The 17,761-nt window shown below is 61.8% G+C and carries 20 protein-coding genes; 12 read left to right on the top strand and 8 right to left on the bottom strand.

Annotated elements, in window-relative coordinates; genetic code table 11:
* Position 1: 1 nt before the first annotated feature.
* Both JBO08_RS22425 and JBO08_RS22420 read left to right on the top strand, forming a co-directional pair.
* A complete protein-coding gene (locus JBO08_RS22425; protein ID WP_220074996.1) occupies positions 2-1,201 on the top strand; it encodes an NAD(P)/FAD-dependent oxidoreductase in 1,200 nt (399 codons plus the stop codon).
* Position 1,202: 1 nt separating this feature from the next.
* Positions 1,203-2,018, top strand: coding sequence for a sugar phosphate isomerase/epimerase (locus JBO08_RS22420; protein WP_065881418.1), 816 nt, complete (start codon positions 1,203-1,205; stop codon positions 2,016-2,018).
* Between the two features lie 73 nt (positions 2,019-2,091).
* On the opposite strand, the gene JBO08_RS22415 is transcribed toward JBO08_RS22420, so the two are convergent.
* Positions 2,092-2,964: an undecaprenyl-diphosphate phosphatase gene (locus JBO08_RS22415; RefSeq protein ID WP_065881416.1), complete on the bottom strand. Its 873-nt coding sequence runs from the start codon at positions 2,962-2,964 to the stop codon at positions 2,092-2,094.
* 180 nt (positions 2,965-3,144) lie between these two features.
* Here JBO08_RS22415 and JBO08_RS22410 point away from each other — a divergent pair, with 180 nt between their 5' ends.
* Complete coding sequence (locus JBO08_RS22410) at positions 3,145-3,651, top strand: GNAT family N-acetyltransferase (protein WP_065881414.1); 507 nt, start codon at positions 3,145-3,147, stop codon at positions 3,649-3,651.
* An 80-nt stretch (positions 3,652-3,731) separates the two neighbouring features.
* The gene (locus tag JBO08_RS22405) at positions 3,732-3,998 is read left to right on the top strand and encodes a hypothetical protein (RefSeq protein ID WP_220074997.1); all 267 of its coding nucleotides are present in this window, start codon (positions 3,732-3,734) and stop codon (positions 3,996-3,998) included.
* A gap of 5 nt (positions 3,999-4,003) precedes the next feature.
* Here the strand turns inward: JBO08_RS22405 and JBO08_RS22400 are convergent, their stop codons facing one another.
* Positions 4,004-4,939, bottom strand: a complete 936-nt coding sequence (locus tag JBO08_RS22400) for a GlxA family transcriptional regulator (RefSeq protein WP_220074998.1) — start codon at positions 4,937-4,939, stop codon at positions 4,004-4,006.
* 173 nt (positions 4,940-5,112) lie between these two features.
* Between JBO08_RS22400 and JBO08_RS22395 the strand changes: the two genes are divergently transcribed.
* From JBO08_RS22395 to JBO08_RS22385, 3 genes are all read left to right on the top strand, one after another.
* Positions 5,113-5,742, top strand: a complete 630-nt coding sequence (locus tag JBO08_RS22395; RefSeq protein ID WP_065881410.1) for a TetR/AcrR family transcriptional regulator — start codon at positions 5,113-5,115, stop codon at positions 5,740-5,742.
* A complete protein-coding gene (locus JBO08_RS22390) occupies positions 5,739-6,416 on the top strand; it encodes a type 1 glutamine amidotransferase domain-containing protein (RefSeq protein ID WP_065876212.1) in 678 nt (225 codons plus the stop codon). The genes JBO08_RS22395 and JBO08_RS22390 overlap by 4 nt, the downstream gene beginning before the upstream one ends.
* 79 nt (positions 6,417-6,495) lie before the next feature.
* Complete coding sequence (locus JBO08_RS22385) at positions 6,496-7,620, top strand: alkene reductase (protein WP_186753034.1); 1,125 nt, start codon at positions 6,496-6,498, stop codon at positions 7,618-7,620.
* Positions 7,621-7,753: 133 nt separating this feature from the next.
* Here JBO08_RS22385 and JBO08_RS22380 read toward each other — a convergent pair whose 3' ends face one another.
* On the bottom strand, positions 7,754-8,752 hold the full coding sequence (locus JBO08_RS22380) for an NAD(P)H-quinone oxidoreductase (protein ID WP_065876210.1): 999 nt from the start codon (positions 8,750-8,752) through the stop codon (positions 7,754-7,756).
* Positions 8,749-9,981, bottom strand: a complete 1,233-nt coding sequence (locus JBO08_RS22375) for a YbfB/YjiJ family MFS transporter (protein ID WP_065876209.1) — start codon at positions 9,979-9,981, stop codon at positions 8,749-8,751. Before JBO08_RS22375 ends, JBO08_RS22380 begins: the two co-directional genes overlap by 4 nt.
* A 112-nt stretch (positions 9,982-10,093) precedes the next feature.
* Here JBO08_RS22375 and JBO08_RS22370 point away from each other — a divergent pair, with 112 nt between their 5' ends.
* Together JBO08_RS22370 and JBO08_RS22365 are read left to right on the top strand one after the other, a co-directional pair.
* On the top strand, positions 10,094-10,969 hold the full coding sequence (locus JBO08_RS22370; RefSeq protein ID WP_065876208.1) for a LysR family transcriptional regulator: 876 nt from the start codon (positions 10,094-10,096) through the stop codon (positions 10,967-10,969).
* A 77-nt stretch (positions 10,970-11,046) separates the two neighbouring features.
* Positions 11,047-11,433: a DoxX family protein gene (locus JBO08_RS22365; protein WP_065876207.1), complete on the top strand. Its 387-nt coding sequence runs from the start codon at positions 11,047-11,049 to the stop codon at positions 11,431-11,433.
* Between the two features lie 55 nt (positions 11,434-11,488).
* Here JBO08_RS22365 and JBO08_RS22360 read toward each other — a convergent pair whose 3' ends face one another.
* The 3 genes from JBO08_RS22360 to JBO08_RS22350 form a co-directional block, all read right to left on the bottom strand.
* Complete coding sequence (locus JBO08_RS22360; RefSeq protein WP_049708817.1) at positions 11,489-12,307, bottom strand: alpha/beta fold hydrolase; 819 nt, start codon at positions 12,305-12,307, stop codon at positions 11,489-11,491.
* Positions 12,308-12,397: 90 nt separating this feature from the next.
* The gene (locus JBO08_RS22355) at positions 12,398-13,789 is read right to left on the bottom strand and encodes an alginate export family protein (protein ID WP_220074999.1); all 1,392 of its coding nucleotides are present in this window, start codon (positions 13,787-13,789) and stop codon (positions 12,398-12,400) included.
* Positions 13,786-14,682: a VOC family protein gene (locus JBO08_RS22350; RefSeq protein ID WP_220075000.1), complete on the bottom strand. Its 897-nt coding sequence runs from the start codon at positions 14,680-14,682 to the stop codon at positions 13,786-13,788. Before JBO08_RS22350 ends, JBO08_RS22355 begins: the two co-directional genes overlap by 4 nt.
* A gap of 140 nt (positions 14,683-14,822) precedes the next feature.
* Here JBO08_RS22350 and JBO08_RS22345 point away from each other — a divergent pair, with 140 nt between their 5' ends.
* Entirely contained in the window at positions 14,823-15,890 is a 1,068-nt protein-coding gene (locus JBO08_RS22345) for an NAD(P)-dependent alcohol dehydrogenase (protein WP_065876204.1), read from the top strand.
* Between the two features lie 159 nt (positions 15,891-16,049).
* Here JBO08_RS22345 and JBO08_RS22340 read toward each other — a convergent pair whose 3' ends face one another.
* Positions 16,050-16,349, bottom strand: coding sequence for a hypothetical protein (locus JBO08_RS22340; RefSeq protein ID WP_220075001.1), 300 nt, complete (start codon positions 16,347-16,349; stop codon positions 16,050-16,052).
* Positions 16,350-16,551: 202 nt separating this feature from the next.
* Between JBO08_RS22340 and JBO08_RS22335 the strand changes: the two genes are divergently transcribed.
* Both JBO08_RS22335 and JBO08_RS22330 read left to right on the top strand, forming a co-directional pair.
* Complete coding sequence (locus JBO08_RS22335) at positions 16,552-17,211, top strand: TonB family protein (protein ID WP_220075002.1); 660 nt, start codon at positions 16,552-16,554, stop codon at positions 17,209-17,211.
* Entirely contained in the window at positions 17,208-17,753 is a 546-nt protein-coding gene (locus JBO08_RS22330) for an RNA polymerase sigma factor (RefSeq protein ID WP_065876202.1), read from the top strand. The genes JBO08_RS22335 and JBO08_RS22330 overlap by 4 nt, the downstream gene beginning before the upstream one ends.
* The last annotated feature ends 8 nt before the right edge of the window (positions 17,754-17,761 follow it).

Genomic DNA, 17,761 nt, shown 5'->3' with positions numbered 1-17,761 from the left:
GATGCACGAGGCTCTGATTATCGTCGGCGCCGGCCATGCCGGTGGCCGTGCGGCGCTGACCTTGCGCGAAGAAGGTTATACCGGGCGACTGATACTGATCGGCGATGAGCCGCACCTGCCCTACGAGCGGCCGCCGCTGTCCAAAGGCCTGTTGCAGGGCACAGCGGATTTGGCCGGGTGCAGCCTGTGCGACAGCGCGCGGCTGGCCGAACTGGACATTGAGCATATCGCCTGTAATCCGGTGACTCGCTTGGAGCCGCAACACCATCGCCTGCAACTCGCCGACGGCCAGTGGCTGCCGTATGCCGGTCTGCTGTTGGCCACTGGCGGCAGGGCACGACGATTGCCTCAGGCGCAGGCCAATGTGCTTTACCTGCGCACCCACGATGAGGCGCTGGCCTTGCGCAGTGTCCTGAACCCCGGCACGCGGCTGGTGGTGGTGGGTGGCGGGTTTATCGGGCTGGAAGTGGCGGCGACAGCACGCGGCCTGGGTTGTGAGGTGACGGTGCTGGAAGCCGGACCGCGCCTGGCGGGCCGGGTGTTGCCGGCGGTTATCTCCCAAGCGTTGCTGGATTTGCATCGTCGCCAAGGGGTGGATGTGCGTTTGAACGTGGCGCTGGAATCCATCCAGGCCGACGCCGTGCTGTTGGTGGACGGGCAGCGGTTGCCCTGCGACTGGGTGGTGGTCGGCATCGGCATGCAGCCCAACATCGAACTGGCCGCATTGGCAGGGTTGGAAGTAGGGCAGGGCATTCGTGTCGATGCGTACCTGCGCACCAGCGCGCCGAACATTTATGCAGCCGGCGACGTATGTGAGTTTGAGCGCGACGGCCTTTATCAGCGTCAAGAAACCTGGCGCAACGCCGACGCCCAGGGGCGGCATGCGGCGCTGAACCTGCTGGGCCGCGAAGTGCCGTTCGAGGCGCTCCCCGGTTTCTGGTCCGATCAGTACGATTGGGGTGTGCAGACCGTGGGTGTGATCACGCCACTTACGGTCAGTCGGCCATTGCCGGGCGGCGGCTTGCTGCTGTTCTACCTGGATGCCGAGCATCATCTGCACGGTGCGTGCGGTTGGGCGCCGGGCAACAGCGTGGCCAAGGACATCAAGCTGTGCGAACGCCTGATCACAGCACGCGTTGCGCTCAATACGACCAGCCTGGCCGACCCCGAACTGTCCCTCAAACACATCCTGCGAGGCTGATATGCGCCAATTCCTGGTGTTCCAATCCCTGTGGGCCATGCAAACCGAGCCCGGCCCCCTCGAAGCCCAGCTCGAGCGCATCAAAGCCGCCGGTTTCGACGGCATCACCGACCATTACTTCAAGCCCGCCGACGTCTCACGCCTGCACGCCGCCGCCACGGCCAGGGGCTTGCAGATCGAAGGCCAGCTGTTTCCGCAATCGGTGGATGATCTGGCGGCGGCACTGGACGTAATCAGCCGCTACGGCTGCCACCACCTCACCCTGCAAGCCGACGTGCGCCCGCGCACCCAAGCCGAGGCCGCGCGGTTGGTCGAAGGCTGGCAGCGCTTGGCCGAGCAGGTGGACTTTCCTGTGCTGCTGGAAACCCATCGTTATCGGCTCACCAATGATCTGTTGTTCACCCTCGACCTGCTGGCACAGATGCCCGATTTGAAGCTGCTGGCCGACCTGTCCCACTACGTCGTCGGGCGTGAGTTGCCGGAGCCAGGGGCCGATGAAGATGATGAACAGATCCGCACGATATTGCGCCACAGCTGGGGCTTCCATGGTCGCGTGGCCAGCAGTGAACAGGTGCAGGTGTCGCTGGACTTTCCCCAGCATCAAGGCTGGGTACAGCGTTTTACCCAGTGGTGGCGCTACGGGATCGAAGACTGGCTGGCCCGGCCCGATACGCCGCAAAGCCTGAGCTTCACCTGCGAATTGGGCCCGCCGCCCTATGCGATCACCGGCGCGGATGGGCGTGAGATCAGTGATCGCTGGGCGGAAGCGCTGAAGCTGCAGGCGCTGATTCGGCAGGTGTGGCAGAGCTGTCAGTGATGACCTTGGACCCGGTGTTCAAGACAAAGCAGCTCCCAGATTAGATTTGTGTTGGTTTTAAAATAGCGTCAGTTCAACTCAACAACCCAGTACTCACCGCCACAATCAGGAACACCCCCAGCAGCGCGCGATAAATCACGAACGGCCAGGTGGAGAATCGCTCCAAAAACTTCATCAGGCCCCAGATCGCAAAAAACGCCGAGACGCTCGCCACCACCAAACCAAAGATCAAATGCGGCCAGGCATGGGCCGGCATATCGGCGTGCAGCAGCACCCACAGTTCTTTCAAACCGGCGAGGGCGATGGCGGGCAGGCCCAACAGGAAAGAAAAGCGCGCCGCTTCCTCACGTTTGAAGTTGAGAAACAGTGCCGCCGTCAGCGTGGAGCCGGAGCGCGACACCCCTGGAATCAACGCGCCAATCTGCGCCACTCCCACGATCAACGCATCCCGCAGGCGCATTTCACTCACCTCCCGGGTGTGGCGTGCACGGACTTCCGCCACCGCCATCAGAATCGCCATGACCACACAGGAAATCCCGATCACCATCAGCCCACGCAACGGCGAGTTGCAGGCATTCAAGGTCGAAGACAGCGCCAGGCCGGCGATGCCGATAGGAAGGGTCGCCAGCACAATCGCCACCGCCAGCTTGAACCACCGGTCGTTGTAGTCACCCCGGCGCACCGCGCTGATGCTGCCGGTGGTCACTTGGCGTACATCGCGCCAGAAATAACTGACCACCGCAGCCAGTGCCGCCAACTGCATGGCTGCGGAAAACGCCGAGCCGGGGTCTTGCCAGCCGAGCAGGGCGGGTACTACGCGCATATGGGCGGTGGACGACACCGGCAGCAGTTCGGTAATGCCCTGGATCACGCCCAGGATGAAGATCTGCAGGTAGTCCAGGGAGGCAAAACCTACATCCAGGCCGGCGGTACAGACGTTTGTCAAAATACGTGTCCTTGAAAAAGAGCGGCAATTTCGCGGAGTTTATTCGAAATGTTTCAAGGTTTCGGAAGGGGTAAGAGCTTTTTGCATTCGGTTCAGCAAGTAGAAAGGTTGGCCACACTATTGGACCTGTGCCCAGGTTTTGTGAACAATGGCGCCCTGCGTTTTTTCACTGAGGGTCCCATGCCTGAAACCACCGTCGAATTGATCCAGACCGGCCCTGAAGAAGCCGAGCTGATCCGCAATCTCTACCAGTATTACGCCTATGAGTCCTCGGACTGGGAACAGGAAGATGTCGAGGCGGACGGCCGTTTCTACATTCACGACGAACACCTGGCCCGCTATTGGCAAGACCCGCAATGGAGCGCCAACCTGCTGCTGGTCGATGGCTACATAGCCGGCTTCCTGCTGATCGAAGGCAGCGAACTGCCGGGTATCGACGCCCTGGAACTGGCTGACCTGTTCATCCTCAAGCGCTATCGGCGCAAAGGCATCGGCCGCGCCATCGCCAGCCAGGTGCTGTGCAGCGGCGAGGCGGATTGGCTGGTGCGCTTTTACGACCAGGATGAAGTGTCCCAGGCGTTCTGGCGCACGGTGCTGGACAACCTGCCGCGCCCGGTACAGGCGATTGAGTTGGCGGATGATCCGCAGTTGGTGAGTTACCTGGTGACACGCGCGGTGTTGCACTAAGCGCGAGGTTGAACTTAACGCAGGGGGGCGCCTCAGAGGCTTGTCGGCCGCTGGGGCCCTGAATTTCACAAGGATGCGAAATGAACACGTCTTCTCTGTTCAAACACCTCGTTGGCGCTGCGGTGCTGCTGGCCTTGGGCGGTTGCCTGACGATGTCGGGCGATTACAAGGTCACCGCAGTGGACGCCAACGGCGTCCCGGTCAAAATGGTTTTCACCACCCGTGGCAGCGGCATCTACTCCGTGCGTAACGCGTTCTGCCTGAACTACCCCAAGGGCACGGTGACCATCCGCGACCTGAACACCGGGGAAGAACTCAGCAGCGAAAGCCCTTACCACTGCCGCTAAACGCTCTAGCTCCTGAACAACGTCTGCTGCATCGCCTGCGGCGGCTGCCCGAACGCCCTGAGAAACGCCTGGCGCATGCGTTCGCGGTCACCAAACCCGGTCTCACGGGCCACCACTTCCACGGGATGACGACTGGTTTCCATCATCGCCCGTGCGGCCTCTACCCGCAGGGACTCGATGGCCTTGGCCGGCGTTTGCCCGGTTTCTTCGCGAAACACCCGGCTGAACTGGCGTGGGCTCAGCCGGGCAACATCGGCCAGGGCTTCCACTGAGAGATCATGGGTCAGGTTCTCACGGGCATAGGCCAGGGCCAGTTGTACGCGGTCTGACTTGGGGTCCAGTTCCAACAGCGCCGACAACTGCGATTGTTCACTGCCCCGACGTTGGGCGATCACCAGCTTGCGTGCAATGCGCCGCGCGAGGTCGCTGCCCAGGTCGTTCTCCACCATTGCCAACGCCAAGTCCACCCCGGCGCTCATGCCGGCGCCGGTCCATACCTGGCCGTCGACGACGAACAACTTGTCTTCTTCCAGGTGGATATCCGGGTAGCGCTTGCGAAAGGCCGGCGCGTGAATCCAATGGGTGGTGGTGCGCTTGCCCTCCAGCAAGCCGGCTTCTGCCAGCACGAAGATGCCCATGCACAACGAGGCGACGCGTCGCGATTGGGCTGAGGCGGCCTTGACCAGTTCCAGCAGGTTCGCTTCCGGCAGGCGAAACTCCAGGTAGCCGCTGACGATAAGCGTGTCGTAGCCCTGCGGCCGTATCGGCATGGTGTTCACCGAGAATCCCTGGGAGGTCATCACCGCGCCGCCACTTTCCGACACCAGGTGAAACTCATAGGCCGGCTCGCCGCGCAGCAGGTTTGCACACTCGAACACCGAGCCCAGGCTGAGGCTCAAGGATTGGAAGTTCGGGTAAACCATCAGCGCAACGCTGTGCATCGCATGTCTCCAGAAGCGTGGGAGGGGGGGATTGTCGGTGGCTGCCGGAAAAACGGCAACCGACTTTGCCGCATGTCCGGAATCCTTGCGGATCTGACATTGTGCGCGTTTTACCCGGCCCCTAACATTCACTCAACGAACTAGACGACTGGTCTAATCGGACGGGATGAAAAATGAGCCGCGAAACTAAAAGTGCAAGGCAGACGATTCTGGAAAGTGCGCAGCCAATTGTGGGCGCCAAGGGATTTTCTGCCGTGGGGTTGAACGAAATACTTCAAGCCGCCGATGTGCCTAAAGGCTCGTTCTATCACTACTTCAACTCTAAAGATGCGTTCGGGGTGGTATTGCTCGACACCTATTTCGACAACTACTTGAGCGGTATGGAACAGCTGTTCAATCAGCCGGACTTATCCCAGCACGCCAAGTTGATGCGCTATTGGCACCGCTGGATCGACAACCAGACCAGTTGCACCGACGCGGGCAAATGCCTTGCCGTCAAACTGGGTGCAGAGGTGTCAGACCTTTCAGAGCCGATGCGCCTGGCCCTGCAGCGCGGCACCGCACGCACTATCGCGTTGCTCGCAATTGCCTTGCAACGCGGCATCGAAGACGGCTCGCTGAAGGTTGCGCAACACCCTGAAAGCCTGGCCCAGCGCTTGTATGCGTTGTGGTTGGGGACCAGCGTCATGAGCAAGATCACACGTACTTGCGCGCCGTTCGACGAGGCGCTGTGGCTGACCCAACACCTGTTGGGCAGCCCTGGACACACTGACGCTCACACCTATCGAGGCACTGGAAAATGAAAGTATTAATGGTACTGACCTCTCACGACCAGCTTGGCGATACCGGGCGCAAGACCGGCTTCTGGCTCGAAGAATTTGCCGCACCGTATTACGCGTTCAAGGACGCCGGCGCCGAGGTGGTGCTGGCCTCCCCGGCGGGCGGTCAACCGCCGCTGGATCCGGTGAGCGACCAGCCGGACTTCCAGACCGAACAGACCCATCGCTTCGCCGCCGACCCGGCTGCACAGCAGGCCCTGGCCACCACACTGAAACTGGAAACCGTCAACGCCGACGCCTTCGACACCGTGTTTTACCCAGGCGGCCACGGCCCGCTGTGGGACCTGGCGGAGTCACCGGTCTCGATTGCCCTGATCGAGTCCTTCGAACGCGCTGGCAAACCGATCGGTTTTGTCTGCCACGCACCGGGCGCACTGCGTCACGTCAAGGCGGTCAATGGCGACCCGTTGATCAAGGGCCGTCGCGTCACCGGGTTCTCCAACTCGGAAGAAGCGGCGGTGGAGTTGACCGACGTGGTGCCGTTCCTGATTGAAGATGAGTTCAAGAAACTCGGCGGCCATTACGAGAAGGGCGCCGATTGGCAATCCTTTGTCATCACAGATGGCCTGTTGGTCACTGGGCAAAACCCTGGCAGTTCCAGCGATGTGGCCAAAGCCCTGCTGACACTCACCGCTTAATCTAAAAAAACGCTGTATTCATTGGCGACTTTTATAAGTCGCCAATGCTTTAGCACGTCCGCAATTTGGAAAACTTTACATGACTGACAATGTTCTGAGTACGCCGGTAAAACTGGGTCACCACACGTTAAACAACCGTATCGTCCTGCCGCCGTTGACGCGCCAGCGCAGCGCTCAGCCTGGCGATATCGCGACCGACCTGATGGCCGAGTATTACCGCCAGCGTGCCACGGCTGGTTTCATGGTCAGCGAAGGCACGCAGATCGAGCCGCGTGGCCAGGGTTATGCGTGGACGCCGGGCATTTACACCCCGGCGCAGATCGACGGCTGGCGCAAAGTCACCGACGCGGTGCACGCCGAAGGCGGGGTGATCTTTGCCCAGTTGTGGCACGTTGGCCGGGTCTCGCATAACGCGTTGCAGCCAGACGGCGCCGCACCCGTCGCGCCGTCGGCGATCCAGGCGCAGCAGGCCAAGGCCTTTATCGAAACCGGTCCTGGCGTGGGCGAGCTCAAGCAGCCGCCGGTACCGCGTGCATTGAGCGCTCTTGAGATCGAAGAGTTGGTCGGGCACTACGCCCAGGCCGCACGCAATGCACTGGATGCCGGGTTTGACGGGGTGGAAATCCATTCGGCGAATGGGTACTTGGTCAACCAGTTCATCTCGGCCCATGCCAATCAGCGTGACGATGAGTACGGCGGGTCACTGCACAATCGCCTGCGCTTTCTGCGTGAAATCGTTGAGGCCGTGAGCGCCGTGGTCGGGCCGGAGCGCCTGGGTGTGCGATTCTCGCCCTTGTTCAGTGGCACTGATCAGGATCGCGTGTACATCGGCCTGGTAGAAGACGACCCGCATCGCACCTATATCGAAGCGATCAAAGTGTTGGAAGAGTCAGGCATCGCCTATGTGTCCATCGCTGAAGCCGACTGGGACAACGCCCCAGTCTTGCCGGAATCGTTCCGCCGCGCGGTGCGCGAAACCTTCAGTGGCCGCATCATCTACGCCGGTCGCTATACCGCTGAACGCGGCGCTGGTCTGGTAGAAGCGGGGTTGGCGGACTTGATTGCGTTCGGGCGGCCATTCATTGCCAACCCGGACCTGCCGCAGCGGATTTTCAACGGATGGCCGTTGAACCCGTTGAAGGCCGAGGGGTTGTATGGCGGGACGGAAGCGGGGTACATCGATTACCCGGTGTACGCCAAATAGCCCTGCGACGCTGATCCATGTGGGCGCTGGCTTGCCTGCGATAGCGTCACCTCGGTTCAACTGAATGACCGAGGTGTCTGCATCGCAGGCAAGCCAGCTCCCACACTGGATCTTCACAAGGCCTGGATCAGCGTCACTCCACCCGCAACACAATCTTCCCAATATGGTCCCCACCCTCCATCCGCGCATGCGCCTGGGCGGCGTCGGTGTAGGCGTACACCTTGTCGATGATCGGCAAGCACCGCCCGGCGGCCAGTACCGGCCAAATGTATTCGCGCAGTTGTTCGGCAATGGCGGCTTTTTCGTCTTTGCTGCGTGCTCGCAGGAGTGAGCCGGTAATCACCGCGCGTTTGCCGAGAATGCTCAGCAGATCGACATCATTGGCCTTGGCGCCGCCGAGGAAGCCCAGCATCACCAAGTGACCGTCCATGGCCAAGGCCTTGAGGTTGTTGTTGAGGTAGGAGGCTCCCATGATGTCGAGGATCACATCGACGCCCTGGTTGTCGGTCTGCTGCGCAATGACTTCGGCAAAATCCTGCTCGCGATAATTGATAGGTTCAGCGCCCAGCTTGGCAATTGCGGCACATTTGTCGGCGCTGCCAGCGGTGGCAAACGCCTGGATGCCAAACTCGCGGCACAGCATCAAGGCGGTGGTGCCGATGCCGCTGGTACCGCCGTGAATCAACACGCGCTGACCGGTGTGTGCATCGCCAAGGCCGAACAGGTTGGCCCACACGGTGAAGAACGTTTCCGGCACGGCGGCGGCTTGAATCCAGTCCATGCCCTCAGGGATCGGCAGGGCCTGGCTGGCCGGCACGCTGCAAAACTGTGCGTAACCACCGCCATTGGTCAAGGCGCAGACCTTGTCGCCCACCTGGTATGCGTTCACGCCTTCACCCAGCGCCACCACTTCACCGGCTACTTCCAACCCGGGGATCGGGCTGAAGCCGGGTTTCATCGGGTACTTGCCGGCACGTTGCAGGGCGTCAGGCCGGTTGACCCCGGCGGCATGCACGCGGATCAGGATCTCGCCGGGGCCTGCGACAGGCACCTCGGCGCGGCGCGGTTGCAGCACTTCAGGCCCGCCAGGGGTGGTGATTTCGATCAGGGTCATTTCTTGAGGAAGCGTCATTTCAGATTACCTGCAGCGATGAGCGTATGGGTTGGGACCGTGTCGAGCGGCCGACGGTTCAGCAGGAACATGCCCAGTTCCAGTGCCAGGGCAACGACGATGGCGCCGGCGGCGATCATGAACAACAGCGCGTGTTGCCCGCCACTGCTGTTGAACAGTGCCGAATAAGCAAACCCGGACAGCGCCTGGAACGTCGCGAAGGACACTGTGGCGCGGCTCCATGCCACTTGTTGCTGGTGATGGTTGGGCAGCAACTCATGCACCCGCGCCAGTGCCAGCGGCACGATGCCCGGCGGGAATGAACCGAGGATCACTGCCAGCACCGCCAGGGCGGTAAACGAACCGGCAAACGGTAACAGGCCGACCGCAATCGCCTGCACCACCAGCACCACGCGAATACTCAAGCGGGCCCCGAGTTTATCGGCGAGGAACCCGTAAGTCACCGGCCCCACAATCGCGCCCAGGCCGTACATTACCCAGATCATCGCGCCGATATGGGCGCCGTCACCCAAGCCACGGGCCACGTAATCCACCAGGAACACCATCGCCGGCACCAAGCCCGCCGCCATAAAAGCGTACTGGGCGAACAACAGGTACACGCCAGAAGGTGTCGGTGCGCAAGTGTCTGCTCGTGCCGGTGCCTCATGCAGCGTACCGCTGGGCCAGGCGAACCAGCTCGCAACCGTCAACACCAGCGCCAACAGGCCGAGGCCAAACCAGGTCTGCTGCAAACCCAGGCTCAACAGCGGCGGCACGATAGTGCCGGAGCCAGCAATGCCCAGGCCGATCCCCAGGAAGATCGCACCGCTGGCCAAGCCACGGCGTGCCGCCGGTACATGGGGCAATACGGTTGCCGCTACCAGCACCATGATTGCGCCACCGGCAATCCCCGACAACAAGCGCCAGGCGAAAAACCACACCACCGACAGCGCAAAGCCACAGGCGAAAAACGCCAGGGTCACCGCCACCATCATGATGCGCAGGGCGGTCTTGTTGGAGGTGCGCTGGGCGAGGGGGCGGCCGATCAGCGCGCCAATCAGGTAACCCACCAGGTTGGCGGCGCCGAGGTAGACCACGTCATTGGCGGAAAACCATTGGGCCTGGATCAGGCTTGGAATCAAAGGCGTATAGGCAAACCGCGCCAAGCCGATGCTGACCAGGCTGGCGCAGAGGCCGGCGAAGATGGGGAGCCAGACTGAGCTGCGGGGTGGGGCGTGAGTGTCGAGCATGATGGCGGTCCTGGGTATTTTTCTCTGGCGCCCAGCATAGCCAGGTTTGTTGATGCAATAATGCTGCGAATACACGGCGCAGCGATGCATATATGCATCATAAGGGGCAGGCATGAATTGGGATGATGCACGGGTCTTTCTGGCGGTCTGCCGCGAATCAACGCTGCGCGGCGCCGCACGGGTGTTGGGCGTGGATCAGGCCACGGTGGGTCGACGAGTCAACGCCCTGGAAAAGTCCCTGAGCGCCACCTTGTTCCTGCGCACGTCCGAGGGCTATGCGCTGACGGCCGTGGGCGAGGCCGCCTTGCGTTCAGTGGAGAAAATGGAGCGTTCGGCCCTCGACCTGGAACGCCAGATCCAAGGCCTGGACGACCGCCTGACCGGCACTGTGCGGGTCAGCACCACGGACTCCCTGGCCATCGACTTCCTGATTCCGGCCATCGCCTGCCTGCACGACAAACACCCCGACGTGCGCGTGCAGCTGGACGCCTCCACCCAGATCCTCAGCCTGGCCAAGCGCGAAGCCGATATCGCTGTGCGCAACACCCGCCCCGACAATCCTGACCTGATCGCCCGGCGCATCGCGCGTTGGCCGCTGGGGCTGTTTGCCTCGCAGGCCTACATCGACCGCCACGGCGTTCCCGAGCCGGGCAGCCTGTTCGAAGGCCATGACTTGGTCGTTTATCAGCCCTACCTGCAAAGCCAGAAAGACCTGACCCTGGTCTCCGAACCGCTGGGGCGCGGGCGCATTGTTGCGGCCCTGAGTTCAAGCCTGTTGGTGCGCCGCTCTATTGCTGCGGGCATCGGCATCGGCGAAATCCCGGTGTACACCGGCGAACGTGACGGGCTGGTACGTCTGTGGCCCGAGCGCACGCGGCCGTTGCCGTACGACGTGTGGCTGGTGACCCACGCCGATCTGCGCCACACCGCGCGAGTGCGGGTGGTGATTGATGAAATCGTCGCAGCATTTGCCGGTACGGGGGAGTGAGGTCAGCACAGGCTTGCAAGCAGGCGGATGACGCCGTTGACACAATCGACGTTTGTCTCGACCAACAGAGAGCACGTATGAACGAACCAAAACAACAGGACCTGGGGTTGTTGTTTCTACGGGGCAGCGGGGCGCTGTTCCTGCTGTGGGTGCACGGTTTGCCGAAACTGTTGAACTACAGCGCACAGCTGCAGCTGATCGAGGACCCGTTTCACTTGGGCGCTCACATCACGCTGCTGCTGGCGATATTTGCCGAGGTGCTGTGCCCGCTGCTGATCATTGCCGGGGTGCTGGTGCGCCTGGCATGCCTGCCGATCCTGGCGGTGCTGTTGATCGCCATGCTGGTGGTGCACCCGGAGTGGACGTTGCTGGAAGGGCAATTCGGCTGGCTGCTGTTGATCATTTTCAGCAGCGTGTTGGTCGCCGGGCCGGGGCGTCTGGTCGTGAGCCAACGTTTCTCCTGAGCAAAAAAAGGCCGGGCAAGCCCGGCCGAAATAAGGAGAGGGTGGTTCAGGTGTTTCAGCGGTTCAGGAACGCCAGCAGGTCTTCATTCAAGGCCTGGGCATGGGTCACGGCGAAACCGTGTGGTGCGTCCTTGTAGACCTTCAGCTCGGCGCCTTTGATCGAAGCCGCGGCGGCTTTGCCGGTGGTTTCGAACGGTACGATCTGGTCGCCGTCACCGTGGATGACCAGGGTCGGCACGTCAATCTTGGCCATGTCCGGGCGGAAGTCGGTTTCGGAGAAGGCGGTGACGCAATCCACGGTCGATTTCAGTGACGCCAGCATTGCCACCTGCAGGGTCTGCGTCAGCACGCCTTCGGAGACTGTCTGGCCCTTGTTGATACCAAAGAACGGCGTGTTGAAATCGCTGATGAATTGCGCGCGATCCTTCAACAGCCCGGCCTTGATGCCATCGAACACTTCAGTCGGCACGCCCTGCGGGTAATCCGGTTTCTGGCCGAACAGCGGCGTCACCGCACCCAGCAGTACCAGGCCGGCGACGCGGGCGCTGCCGTGGCGGGCGATGTAGCGCGCCACGTCGCCGCCGCCCATGGAGAAGCCCACCAGGGTCACGTCCTTGAGGTCCAGGTGTTCGATCAACTGCGCGATATCGTCGGCGAAGGTGTTGTAGTCGTTACCCGTCCACGGCTGGTCCGAGCGCCCGAAGCCACGGCGGTCAAACGCGATGGTGCGAAAACCACGGCTGCTCAGGTATTCCATCTGGTATTCCCACATGTCGGCATCCAGCGGCCAGCCGTGGCTGAACAGCACGGGCTTACCGCTGCCCCAATCCTTGAAGTAGATCTGGGTACCGTCTTTGGCAACGAATGTGCTCATGGAAAACTCCTTGGTGAATAGGCTGGAAAACTCAGGATCACTATTGCCCTTAAGCGTTTCGAGGGCTTGTACGGGTGTGCTTGCTTGGTGTTACCAACTGAACTTGAGCTCGACCCCCAGGTAATTGCTGTCATCACCGCCCGCATCGCGCAGGGTCTGGCCGACGTCGTAGTGCACGGCTTCGACGGCGCCGGTGAGGTTGGCGTTGAACACATAGTCAGTGCGCAGTTGTGCGTAGGCGCCGGTCCAGCGATCACCGCTGCCAGCGGTGCCGGCCACCGGCAGGTTGGGCTGGGTGTACACCGCATCGCTGGTGGTTTGCCGCCAGAGCAGGCCGATGGCGGTTTGCACGCTGAGCTTGTCGATCGGCTTGACGGTGATCGACGGCTTGAAGTGGATCAGGTTGCTGTAGCCCGTGTAGCCTGCGAGGGAAAAGTAGTAGCCGTTGGGAAACAGCGGGTTGAATGTGCCGACAGTGCCATCCCCGGTCTTGCGGTCGCCCGAGGCAATGTCCAATTGCAGGCCGAGGCGCGGCTTCCAGGCCAGGCTGTCAAAGGTGTAGCCCGTGCGACTGCCACCGGCCCAGGCGCGGATATCCTTGTTGCTCACCGAGCCACTTTGCAGCATCGCTTCGATGTCCCAGTCAAAGCCCATGGCCGCGCCGCCCAGGCGGGCGTCGAACAGGTGGCGGGTTTCGTCGCCGTCCGCGTCAAGGTAGTGCGCCGCGCTGCGTTCATACACGCCGTAGTAGGCCGACAGTTCGTTTTTACCGCCCACCAGCCGCTCGACCCGCACCATGTGGAAGCGTGCGTCACTATTGGATTTGTCGTCGAAGTGGCGCCCGTCCTGATACTGCACCGGCTGGCTGGCAATTCCGATAAAGCGCCAGTTCGACGTCTCCCAGTCCGCCCACAGCGCATCGAAGGATTGCCGCACGTTCGGGCCATCCCGCGATGAGATGAAGCGCTGCAAGTCGAAAGCGAAATCCTGGCGCCCGACACGTGCTTTCAGCGTGCCGCTGCTGAAGGCATTGACGTATTCGGCAAAGGCCAGGCGCAGGTCGACGCGGTTCTGGTCGGCGCCGCCGATCGTCGTCTTGTCATACGCGCGCACGTCTTCAAGCTGGGTGAACACCCGCCAGTGTTCGTTCAGGTGCAGGTCGGCATGCACCTGGAAGCGTTGGATCAGGTAGCGATCACGCTTCACATCGCGCACGCCAAAACCACTGGCATCGTTCATCTCGAAGCGCTCGCGCAACGTGGCGCCCAGGGACAAGTAGGTGAACGGGTTGGCAGTTGACAATGGGATGTACTTCAAATTGTCCAACGGCTGCGTGCGCAGCGCCGGGTTTTGCAGTACCGACCAGTCTTCCTGCCAGCGGTTGGCCTTGATGGTCGGGCGTGTCGCTTGCTCGTCGGCGTGGACGCCGCCGGCGAGCAGCGGCCACAGCACGGCCAGGCCCCAGCCTGTGCGACGCTTCATTTTGCCGCGTTGAGTTGGTGAATCTCCGCGACATAGCCGCCCGGGAACTCGACCAAAGCGCTGCGACGGCCTTTGCTGTCAAAGGCAGGCACCAGCACTGTGGCGCCGGAGCCAGTGGCCTTGCCCAGGGTCGCCGCCAGGTCAGCCACCTGATAGCCGGTGGTTTCATGGCCGAACGGGTAGGGCAGTTGACCGTTGGTGACCAGCACCGCCATGCGGCCGAACGGCGACTCGATGTCGACGCGGCGATAAGTGCCGCTGGCTTGACCGATATCCACGCCCGGTGCGTGCCTGTCATCGGCCAGGACTTTGCCGTGGGAGAAGCCCAGGAACGACTTGATAAAGCTGTTGGCACGGTCGGCGCTGAGGTACACGCGGTTTTCCGGCACGGTCTGGAACGCGGCGTAATCCGGGGTCTTGGTGTGCCAATAGAGCTGCATATTCACGCCGCCTGGCCACTGCACCACGGCGTCACGCCCGATCGGGTCGGGGAAGTCGCTGACGATCACCGCCGCACCGTTTTCCCGGGCGGCCTTGAGCGCTGCGTCCATGTCCTTGACCAGGTAACCGTTGCGCTCCTGGCCGAACGGGTGCGGGATCGGCGTGGTGAAGCCAAACAACGACACCGTGCCCGCCGGGGTCTGCAGCAATTGCGAGGTGGTGCTGCTCGGCACCGGCAGCACGTTCACCACCACCTGGGCCGTGCTTTTGCCGCCGAAGGTGGCCAGGAAACTCTGGGCAAAACGGTCGACATCGGCCGGCGCCACATAGACGTGGCTGGTGTCATATTGCGGGGCCACCGCTACCGCGGGTGTTGCCGCAAAGGCACTGCCCATCATGGCCCCGGCCAGCAACGTGACAGCCAGCGATACCGTCCTCACTTTTTTACACATGCCCACTCTCCAGCGTCTTGAGAAAGTCAGGAGCTTAGGGGCCGCGCAGTAACGCGGATTGTATGGACGTGCTCGGTTGAACGATTCAGCGTCTATGCGGGTCATCTGACTTCCAGCATCCGATCACACAGGTGAACGAAATGGCCAAGACTTACAGCTACGCCGCCCAGAACGCCAAGGATTCCCTCAAGCCCTTTACCTTCGAGCGCCGCTCGCCGGGGGCGGATGATGTACAGATCGACATTCTCTATTGCGGGGTCTGCCACTCCGACCTGCACACCGCGCGCAACGAATGGAACAACACCCTGTACCCCTCCGTACCCGGCCATGAAATCGTCGGCCGCGTCACGGCAGTAGGCGCCAATGTCAGCCAGTTCAACGTCGGTGATTTGGCGGGTGTCGGCTGCATGGTCGACAGCTGCCAGCACTGTGCGTCCTGTGCCGAGGGCGAGGAACAGTACTGCGAGAGCGGCTTTACCGGCACCTACAACGGCCCAGTATTCGGCGGCGAAAACACCTTTGGCGGCTACTCCGACAGCATCGTGGTCAAGGAGAAGTTCGTGCTGCGCATCTCCCACGACGCTTCCAACCTGGCCGCCGTCGCGCCGCTGCTGTGCGCGGGCATCACCACCTATTCGCCGCTGCACCACTGGAAGGTTGGCCCCGGCAAGAAGGTCGGTGTAGTCGGTCTCGGTGGCCTGGGCCATATGGCGGTGAAGATCGCCCACGCCATGGGCGCGCACGTCACGCTGTTCACCACCTCACCCAACAAACGCGAAGACGGCCTGCGCCTGGGCGCAGACCAAGTGGTGGTATCGAAAAACCCGGACGAAATGGCCAAGGTCGCCAACAGCCTGGATTTCATCCTCAACACCGTCGCCGCACCGCACGACCTAGACGCCTTCCTCAACCTGCTCAAGCGCGACGGCACCATGACCCTGGTCGGTGCACCCGACAGCCCGCACCCGTCGCCCACCGTGTTCAACCTGATCTTCAAGCGCCGCAGCCTGGCCGGTTCGTTGATCGGTGGTATCCAGGAGACCCAGGACATGCTGGACTTCTGCGCCAAGCACGGGATTGTCTCGGACGTGGAAATGATCGATATCCAAGGCATCAACGAGGCGTATGAGCGGATGCTCAAGGGCGATGTGAAGTACCGGTTTGTGATTGATATGGACAGCTTGAAAAAGGAAAGCCACGCGGCTTGAGATACGCGGCAAGTCCAAACTGTGGGAGCGGCGGTTCGACGCTTCGACTTGCTCGCGAATGCAGAGTGTCAGTCACTGATGATTTGACTGATCCACCACATTCGCGAGCAAGCCCGCTCCCACATTTGTCACATGTGTACTCAGACAATTTCTAACGGCTCAAGGCCGCTGCGGCTTCACCGACGTACCAAACGTGTTGCCCATACGCACACTGGTCGCCGCCGGAGTGGCTAGACCCACTTTATTGGGCTGCCGCTTTTCGACGGAAATGTTCTGTGCCTCCTGGTTCTTCTTCGCCGCCTGTGCCGCATTCGTGTCATTGCCCATCTGCTGGCTCAAACAACCGTAGTCGGGCGCCTTATACCCATCCACCGTGACCTCTGCGCAATTGTCGGCATGGGCACTCAAGGGCAGGGCGACGCACAGCAACAGGCTGACAAGGGACTGTAACACGTTCATTCAGGGCCTCCTGGCAGGCCCGGGAGGTGGGCCGTTATGGCTAGCAAGTCTAGTGCAGCAGGCCTTACGTCACTGTGATGTTTTTTTTGCTATCACCGTAACATCAGGTTCATAAACTGGCCTCAGGATGACGGTTTTCTAGGGCGCGTCGGCCGTGCAGCGATGCAGAGCAGGGGGTGAACAGGGAGTCTGGAGGCGCGTCATGTGCGCCCTGGTCTTGCTGTTGCTGGTGGTCGGTGGTCGTACGGCACTGGCAGCGTCACCCCTGGTGTCGTTGGACCTGCCGGCGCAGGACCTGGAGCACGCACTGCAAGCCTACAGCCGCGCCACCGGGATGGCGGTGCTGGTGGACCGCGAGTTGACGCGGGGCCGGCGCTCGATTGGGGTGCGCGGGCGCTTTACGGCGCAAGAGGCACTGGCGATGTTGCTGACAGGGAGTGGCCTGATGGCACGTTATGCACGCAACGATGCGTTTACCTTGCAGACACCGCAGGTCAGCCAGCCGCCGCCCACCCAGGGTGCGGCTGCACGCAGCGTCGCGCGGATCAACAACAGCTACGCGACGGCGTTGCAACACGCCATCGAAACCAGCCTGTGCCGTTCGCCGCTGACCCGGCCCGGTAGTTTTCGCGCGCTGGTGCAGGTATGGGTCAACCCGGACGGGGTGATTGAACACAGTCGGCTGGTCAGTTCCACCGGCGATGAACAACGCGATGAAGCACTGGTGCGCAGCCTGAGTGCGGCCCGGGTCGAACGCCCGGCGCCGAGCTCACTGCGCCAACCGGTGACTTTACTTTTGATGCCCGACACAACAGGAACGCGCATGGAATGCACAGTAGCGAAAGGAACCTGGGGCGGATGAAAAATACCGGGCACAGTCCGATGGTCAGCTTGTTCCTGGCCTCCTACGAAGACTTCAAGGTGCGTTTGCGCAAGCGCCTGGGCTCGGAGGACCTGGCCAACGACGTGCTGCACGAAACCTACCTGCGGGTCGACCGCATGGACGTGCCGCCGAACCTGCAACAACCCAACGCTTATCTGTACCGCATGGCCTTGAACATCGCCGCCGACCGCCGCCAGGCCGACGCGCGTCTGCTCACCGGCAGCGAAGTGGAGGAACTGTTGCAAAGCGCCGACGAAGCCCAGGACCCGTCGCGGGTGGTGGGTGGCCAGAAAGAAATCCAATCCTTGGTCAAGGCCCTCTACGAACTGCCGGCACGCCGCCGCAAGATCCTCATCGCAGCGCGACTGGAAGAAGCCCCGCACCTGGAAATTTCCCAGCGTTTCGGCATCTCCACGCGCATGGTCGAGAAGGAAATCAAGGCAGCCCTGGGCCACTGTGCCAAGCGCCTGGAAAGAAAAGTGATTCAGCGGTTCGGTCCCGGGGCCGGAAAACCGTCTTAGTGTCGAGT

Origin of the sequence: Pseudomonas sp. LAP_36 (assembly GCF_019456785.1) — a bacterium.
Lineage (GTDB): Bacteria > Pseudomonadota > Gammaproteobacteria > Pseudomonadales > Pseudomonadaceae > Aquipseudomonas > Aquipseudomonas tritici.
This window is presented reverse-complemented; position numbering and strand designations above follow the sequence as displayed.